This window comes from Ramlibacter sp. (assembly GCF_035706265.1).
Classification (GTDB): domain Bacteria; phylum Pseudomonadota; class Gammaproteobacteria; order Burkholderiales; family Burkholderiaceae_C; genus Ramlibacter.
Genome location: NZ_DASSVG010000289.1, coordinates 1 through 7,023, shown reverse-complemented (window position 1 = coordinate 7,023; position 7,023 = coordinate 1). Strand labels below are relative to the sequence as shown.

Annotated in this window: 8 protein-coding genes; 1 reads left to right on the top strand and 7 read right to left on the bottom strand. The window is 69.6% G+C overall.

Annotation, left to right across the window (positions count from 1 at the left end):
• On the bottom strand, window positions 1-618 hold a 618-nt coding region (locus VFM98_RS10620), incomplete at its 3' end, for a hypothetical protein (protein WP_325109894.1).
• Window positions 619-965: 347 nt separating this feature from the next.
• Here VFM98_RS10620 and VFM98_RS10615 point away from each other — a divergent pair.
• Window positions 966-2,336: an MmgE/PrpD family protein gene (locus VFM98_RS10615; protein WP_325109892.1), complete on the top strand. Its 1,371-nt coding sequence runs from the start codon at window positions 966-968 to the stop codon at window positions 2,334-2,336.
• 75 nt (window positions 2,337-2,411) lie between these two features.
• Here VFM98_RS10615 and VFM98_RS10610 read toward each other — a convergent pair whose 3' ends face one another.
• The 6 genes from VFM98_RS10610 to rsmG form a co-directional block, all read right to left on the bottom strand.
• A complete protein-coding gene (locus tag VFM98_RS10610) occupies window positions 2,412-3,155 on the bottom strand; it encodes a c-type cytochrome (protein WP_325109890.1) in 744 nt (247 codons plus the stop codon).
• Window positions 3,156-3,329: 174 nt separating this feature from the next.
• Window positions 3,330-4,259 (bottom strand): ParB/RepB/Spo0J family partition protein, encoded by a 930-nt coding sequence (locus VFM98_RS10605; protein WP_325109889.1) that lies wholly within the window; start codon window positions 4,257-4,259, stop codon window positions 3,330-3,332.
• A gap of 17 nt (window positions 4,260-4,276) precedes the next feature.
• Window positions 4,277-4,816 (bottom strand): RBBP9/YdeN family alpha/beta hydrolase, encoded by a 540-nt coding sequence (locus VFM98_RS10600; RefSeq protein ID WP_325109888.1) that lies wholly within the window; start codon window positions 4,814-4,816, stop codon window positions 4,277-4,279.
• On the bottom strand, window positions 4,813-5,679 hold the full coding sequence (locus VFM98_RS10595) for a ParA family protein (protein WP_325109887.1): 867 nt from the start codon (window positions 5,677-5,679) through the stop codon (window positions 4,813-4,815). The genes VFM98_RS10600 and VFM98_RS10595 overlap by 4 nt, the downstream gene beginning before the upstream one ends.
• A 95-nt stretch (window positions 5,680-5,774) precedes the next feature.
• A complete protein-coding gene (locus VFM98_RS10590; protein ID WP_325109886.1) occupies window positions 5,775-6,389 on the bottom strand; it encodes a LysE family transporter in 615 nt (204 codons plus the stop codon).
• A gap of 30 nt (window positions 6,390-6,419) precedes the next feature.
• Window positions 6,420-7,023: 16S rRNA (guanine(527)-N(7))-methyltransferase RsmG (rsmG, locus tag VFM98_RS10585; RefSeq protein ID WP_325109885.1), on the bottom strand; the 604-nt coding region annotated here is incomplete at its 5' end.

Below are 7,023 nucleotides of genomic sequence, written 5' to 3'. Positions count from 1 at the left end.
GGCGTCCGCCAGCTTGTCGAGCCGCTCGCCCATGGAGCGGGCGATCGGGCCGGAGACCGCGGCCATCACGGCGGCGCGGTCCGCGGCCTTCAGCGCGTCGACGAACACCTGCCAGGTCTTCTCGACCGAGCTGAAGCGGGGATCGGTCGCGCGCGTCAGCGGCTCGAGCTCGTGGATCCAGTCCTCGTTGCAGCTGGCCGGGCTGCCGCGCGCGGCGACGCGCACCTTGGTGGCCAGCAGGTGGTTGTATTCGTTCAGGGTCTCGCGGTGGCGCTTGCGCCAGGCCAGGTAGAGGTCCGCGGTGCGCTCGGCGAAGCCGGGCTCGTCGCTGCGGCAGCGCTCGAAGCGGGCGGTGAGGTCGAGCACCTCGCGCCTGCGGGGCGTGAGGGCGGAGAAGGGGGCATCGTCGTCGGGCGTTGCCGCCGTGGGGACGGCCTTGGGCCGCTCCGGGTCCGCGCCGGCGCGGGAAGGCGGCGGCAGGTCGGAAACTGCACAGGGGGTCTGCTGGTAGCTGGCCACCCGGTCGGCCAGCGGGCAGCGGAAGGTTTCCGCCCGCGCCGCGTTTGTTGCTCCTGCTGCCAGCACGAGGGCCAGCGCCGCGCACCACCGAACATCCATGGGGGTCTCCCGGTTCAAGAACACGGGGCCATGCTGCGGGGGAGCGCAACGCCGAGCTGAAGCAAATTGCGAACGCGGCCGGCGCAAGCCTCCGCCGGTCGGATGCAGCAGGCCGCTCGCACTTGAAACGTGAGCGCCTACTGCGTTGAAAACATCGAGTGACCTTGGAGTCTGCGGCAAGAGGTGCCCGCCGATACCGGTCGAAACATCCCCTGGCGGCGGCACGTCGCCCTCAGCCAACGGATGCGCCGGGACAGGGTTGTCGCCGCTGCCGAACGGGCGCGAACCATCGACACTCGGCATCCGCCGGCGCAATCAGGCCGCCCATCCACGCCCCAGGAGGATCCATGGCCCGCAACACCCAGGTCCCGGCCGACCGCGATGCCCCGCCGATCACGAAGCTCCTTGCCGAGTTCGTCGCCTCCCATCCCTCGCGCGGCTGGGACGACGCGGTCGACCACGAGGCGCACCGCACCTTCCTCAACTGGCTCGGTTGCGCCGTCGGCGCGGCCCGGCACGAGGCCGCGGATGCGGCGCTGGCCGCCATGGCCGAACTGCAACCGGCGCCGCAGGCCACGATCGCCGGCCGCAGCGAGAAGGTGGACATGGCGGGCGCCGCGCTCGTCAACGGCATCACCTCGCACACCTTCGACTTCGACGACACCCACCTGAAGACCATCATCCACCCGGCCGGCCCGGTGGCCTCGGCCCTGCTCGCGCTGGCCGAGCACAAGGGAATGAGCGGCCGCGAGGTGGTCGACGCGCTGGTGCTGGGCATCGACGTGGCCTGCCGCCTGGGCAACCTGGTCTACCCCGAGCACTACGACCGCGGCTGGCACATCACCGGCACCACCGGCATGCTCGGGGCCGCCGCCGGCTGCGCCCGCCTGCTGAAGCTGGATGCGCAGCAGACGCAGATGGCGCTGGGCATCGCGGCCTCGCAGCCGATCGGCCTGCGCGAGCAGTTCGGCACCATGACCAAGCCGTTCCACCCGGGCGGCGCCGCCCGCGCCGGCCTCACCGCGGCGCTGCTGGCGTCCAAGGGCTTCACCGCTTCGCCGCGCGCGCTGGAGGCGCCGCGCGGCTGGGCGCAGGTGGTGTCCACCAAGACCGCGTGGAACGAGGCGACCGACGAACTGGGCCAGCGCTTCGAGATCTCCTTCAACAGCTACAAGCCCTTTGCCTGCGGCATCGTGATCCATCCGAGCATCGACGCCTGCGTGCAGTTGCGCGAACAAGGCGTGCGGGCCGAGAACGTGGAGCGCATCGAGCTGAAGGTGCACCCGCTGGTGCTGGAGCTCACGGGCAAGAAGGAACCGGCCGACGGCCTGCAGGGCAAGTTCAGCGTCTACCACGGCTGCGCCGCGGGGCTGGTCTTCGGCCGCGCCGGCGAGTCGGAGTACGACGACGCGATCGTGAACCGCCCCGACATGGTGGCGCTGCGCCACAAGGTCGTGGCCACGGTCGACAACGCGATCGACGAGGCCAGCGCGGATGTCACCGCCGTCCTCACCGATGGCCGCAAGGTGCACGTGTTCGTGGAGCACGCGATCGGCTCGCTGCAGCGCCCGATGACGGATGCGATGCTGGAAGCGAAGTTCACCCAGCTCGCCGAGCCGGTGATCGGTGCGGCAAAGACGCAGCGGCTGATCGAGGCGTGCTGGGGATTGGGAACGGCGAAGGATGTGCGCGCGTTGGCGGCATTGACGCGGCCTTGAATCTCTTCGCCCCAAGAAGAAACCGCGCCTTTCGGCGCGGTTTCCCTTTCCCCCACCCACTACCCAATCAGTCCGTCAGGGCGCCCTGAATTCGAAGTTCGTCACGATCGGCTTGCGCAGCCCCGGCCGCATCACCTCGGCCTGGATGTTGTAGGCGCCGCCGCTCGTGAGCTGGAAGAAGTTGCCGTAACTCACCGCATCGTTGGCCACCACCGGCGCGAGCGCGGCGGTCTGTTCCGACATCCCGTCCGAGACGCGCAGCTTCACCTGCGCATCCTTCACCTGCACACCGGTCTTCTGGTCCGCCAGCGAGATGTTCAGGTGGTAGTAGCCCTTGCCCGAAGGCACGCTCACCTTCGACATGCCGTTGGAGCGCAGCGATTCGGCCGACATGACGCCGAAGTAGATGTCGGTGCCGGCCACCAGCTTGTGCCGCGGATCGGCCTTGGCCACGTCGGGCGGCGGCGGCACCGGCGGCAGGCCGTAATTGAACATGTAGAGGACGGCGGCGCGCAGCTCCGCGCGCTCCAGCTGCGGCATGCCGCCGCGCGGTGGCATGCCGCCGTGCCCGTTCACCGCGGCGTCGATCAACACGTCGAGCCCTTTGGAGAAGCGTGGCGTCCAGGCGGCGCGGTCGCCGATCTTCGGTGCGCCATTCTTGCCCTCCGCGTGGCAGGCCGCGCAGACGGATTCGACCACCTGCCTGGGCTCGCGCATCTTCTGGGCCCCGAGGGCAGGCGAGCCGAGCGCCACTGCCGCGAAGGCAACGATCGCGGGCACGGTCGCCCGCAGGACGGATGTTGCAGCTTGCGTAGCCATGACTGCTCCTCGAGTCGCATGGGGAAGGCCCCGGACGCTCAATCTACGCGGGCGGCCGGGAAGCAGAATGACTTGCGTCAAGGGATCGCAGGGGTGGCGCAGCGGGCGCGCAGGCCGATTGCCGGGGCGCAAAGTCTCCACCCTGCCCCACGCCGGAGGGGGGAGAAAGGCGCGTCAGGCGCGCAGGCGGTCGATCAGGCCGTTGAGCTCCTCGAGCGAGCCGAAGGAGATCGCAACCTCGCCCAGCTCCTCGATGCGGCCGTGGCGCTTCACGCGCTTCTTCACCCGCACTTCCACTTCGGCGGTGAGCAGGTCGGAGAGCTCCTCCTCCACCCGCCGCAGGTCGCGCGACTTCTCCTTCTTCGGCTTGGGCGAGACCAGGCTGAACTCGGCGCCGATCTTCTTCACCAGGGTTTCGGCCTCGCGCACCGAGAGCTTGCGTTGCGCGATCTGGTTGGCCGCCGTGATCTGCGCGGCGCGCTCCAGTGCCAGCAGCGCGCGCGCGTGGCCCATGTCGATGTCGCCGGCCATCAGCATGGTCTGCACCGGGTCCGCCAGGTTGAGCAGGCGCAGCAGGTTGGACGCGGCGCTGCGCGAGCGGCCGACGGCCTGCGCCGCCTGTTCGTGCGTGAGGCCGAAGTCCTTGATCAGGCGCTGCAGGCCCTGCGCCTCTTCCAGCGGATTGAGGTCCTCGCGCTGGATGTTCTCGATCAGCGCCATCGCGGCGGCGGCCTCGTTGGGCACGTCGCGCACCAGCACCGGCACGCTGTCCAGGCCCGCCAGGCGCGCCGCGCGGAAGCGCCGCTCGCCGGCGATGATCTCGTACTTGCCGGCGTTCTCGCCTTCGCCGAGCCGGCGCACCAGGATCGGCTGCATGATGCCCTGCGCCTTGATCGACTCGGCCAGCTCGTAGAGCGCGCCCTCGTCCATCCGCGTGCGCGGCTGGTACATGCCGGGCACCATGTCCGCCAGCAGCATCGACATCGGCGTGCCGGCGCTGCTGCCGGCCGCGTCGCTGCCGGCGGCGGGGCCGCCCTCCTGCACCTTCGGCCCGAGCAGCGCCTCGAGGCCGCGGCCCAGGCCCTTGGGTTTCTTCGTCACCATCACGTTCACCAATCCAATCAGTCTTTCATCAGGTCCTGCAGCAGCACGTGGCCTTCCGGCCAGCTCGCCAGCCCGGACTCCGCGTTGATGTGGCCGCAGTCGCCGTAGTCCATGAACTGCGCGTTCCACGCGTGCGCGAACAGGCGCGCGCGGTCGAAGGCGCAATGGGGATCGTTGCGACTCGCCAGCAGCACGGAGGGAAACGGCAGCGCCCGCAGCTCGATCGGCGACCACGAAGGCAGCTGCTCGCGCACCTCCGGCCGCTCCACGTCGCCGGGGGCGACCAGCAGCGCCGCCTTCACGCGCTGCGTGTTGCGCGAGTGTGCGGCCCACGCCGCCACCAGGACGCAGCCCAGGCTGTGCGCCACCAGCACCGCCGGTTCGGTGCAGGACAGCACCACGTCCTCCAGCCGCGCGATCCAGTCGCCGCGCAGGGGCCGCAGCCAGTCGTGCTGCTCCACCCGCCGGTAGCCATGGCGCTGCTCCCACAGGGTCTGCCAGTGCTTCGGGCCGCTGCCCTCCCGGCCCGGCAGGGTCAGCACGTTGACTGGCTTCACTGCTCTTTTTTGTGTAGCAAGGCGCCGAGGCTCACGGGCTGCGGCGGGGCCACGACCGGGCGCTGTGCGGCCGCCGGGCGGGTGCCGCCGAGACGCTCCACCATCTCGTGCGCGAACTCCACGAAGGCCTGGCTGCCGCGCGCGGACGGGTCGAAGGCCAGCCCCGGCAAGCCGTAGCTCGGTGCTTCGGCCAGGCGCACGTTGCGCGGGATCACCGTGTTGAACACCTTCTCGCCGAAGTGCGCCTTCAGCTGGTCGCTCACCTGCTGCTGCAGGGTGATGCGCGGATCGAACATCACGCGCAGCAGGCCGATGATCTGCAGGTCCTTGTTCAGGTTGGCGTGCACCTGCTTGATCGTGTTGACCAGGTCCGACAGCCCTTCGAGCGCAAAGTACTCGCACTGCATCGGCACGATCACGCCGTGCGCGGCGCACAGGCCGTTGAGCGTGAGCAGGGAGAGCGAGGGCGGGCAGTCGATCAGGACGAAGTCGTACTCGCCAGCGACCTGGGCGATCGCATCCTTCAGGCGGCGCTCGCGCCGCTCCTCGTCAACGAGTTCGACTTCGGCGCCGGCGAGGTCCCGGTTGGCGCCGAGCACGTCGTAGGCGCAGCCGGCTTCCACCAGCCGCTCGCTGCGCACGCGCGCTTCGGCGATGGTGGCGGACTCCAGCAGCACGTCGTAGACCGACAGCTTCAGCTGGCGCTTGTCCACGCCCGAGCCCATGGTCGCATTGCCCTGCGGGTCCAGGTCCACCATCAGCACGCGCTGGCCCACCTTGGCCAGGCCCGCGGAGAGGTTCACCGTCGTCGTCGTCTTGCCAACCCCGCCCTTCTGGTTGGCGACGCAAAAGATCTTGGCCATTTCAGTGCCCGCCCGGCCGCCCGAAGGGCACGGATGGCCCCCCCGGGGGGCAGAGAGTCACACGAAGTGGGCGAACGTGGGGGTTCATATTCTTTCTACCTGGACACCGCCAGCTTCACTCCGAAGCCGATCAGGCACAGGCCGGCAAACTTGCCGAGCACGCGGCCGATCGCCGGGTTGGCGCGCATGCGCTCGGCGAGGAAGTGCGTGAGCAGCACAGCCGCCAGCCCGTACGCGAAAGTCAGCACCGCGATCGTCGCGGCCATCACGCCGAAGGTGGCCAGGCTCGGATGGCGGCCCGGGTCCACGAACAGGGGGAAGAAGGCCATGTAGAACACGATGGCCTTGGGATTCAGTAACGTGATGAAGGCGGCTTGGCGGAAATAGTGGCGCGGCTGGATGTCCAGGACCGGCTTGGCACCCGGCTTGGCCAGGAGCATGCGCAAGCCCATCCAGGCCAGGTAGGCGGCGCCGGCCCACTGGACGGCGCCGAACAGCGCCGGCGAAGCCAGCAGCACGGTGGCCAGCCCGGCGACGGCGGCCCACATCAGAACCTGGTCGCCGGCGATGATGCCGAGGGTGGCGCCGATGCCACCCGCGATGCCGCCCTTGCTGGTCGAGGTGATCAGGGCCAGGTTTCCCGGGCCGGGGATGGCCAGGAAAATCAGGATCGCGGCGACGAATGCGCCGTAGTCAGCAACGCCGAACATGGCCCCTCCAGGTGAGCGCAGAGTTTACCGTCAGGCCCCGGCAGTTCCTGTGGCGCTTTCCTCACGCCCGCGCTTGCGCATCCAGACGATGCAGCGCTCGGCCGCCAGTTCCGGCACGGCCAGCTGTTCCACGTGAAACACTTCGGCGTCGGCCGGCAGTTCCGCGACCTCGGATTCCGGGACCTTGCCCTTCATGGCCAGCCAGACGCCGTCGTCTTCCAGCGCATGCGCCGACCAGGCGACGAAGTCCGGCAGCGAGGCGAAGGCGCGCGAACTGATCACGTCGTACTTGCCGGAGAGGTGCTCGACGCGGTCGTGGACACCGCGCAAGTTGGGCAGTTGCAGTTGCGCTGCGACCTGTTGGACGAACGCCGCCTTCTTTCCCACCGTGTCCACGCACTCGACCTGGATCTCGGGACAGCAGGTGGCAATCACCACGCCGGGCAGGCCCGCGCCGGCGCCAACATCGAGCAGCCGCACCGGCCGGCCGGCGGTCTGGCGCCGCAGGGGAGGAACGACGGCCAGGCTGTCGAACAGGTGCTGCACCAGCATCTCCTCGGGGTCCCGGACGGCGGTCAGGTTGTAGACCTTGTTCCACTTGGCGATCAGTTCGAGGTAGGCCAGCAGCTGGTCC

Bases quoted from the DNA above. Each gene is read 5' to 3' on its own strand.
- VFM98_RS10615 (WP_325109892.1), top strand. From the start codon at position 966: ATGGCCCGCAACACCCAGGTCCCGGCCGACCGCGATGCCCCGCCGATC.
- VFM98_RS10610 (WP_325109890.1), bottom strand. From the start codon at position 3,155: ATGGCTACGCAAGCTGCAACATCCGTCCTGCGGGCGACCGTGCCCGCG.
- VFM98_RS10605 (WP_325109889.1), bottom strand. From the start codon at position 4,259: ATGGTGACGAAGAAACCCAAGGGCCTGGGCCGCGGCCTCGAGGCGCTG.
- VFM98_RS10595 (WP_325109887.1), bottom strand. From the start codon at position 5,679: ATGGCCAAGATCTTTTGCGTCGCCAACCAGAAGGGCGGGGTTGGCAAG.
- VFM98_RS10590 (WP_325109886.1), bottom strand. From the start codon at position 6,389: ATGTTCGGCGTTGCTGACTACGGCGCATTCGTCGCCGCGATCCTGATT.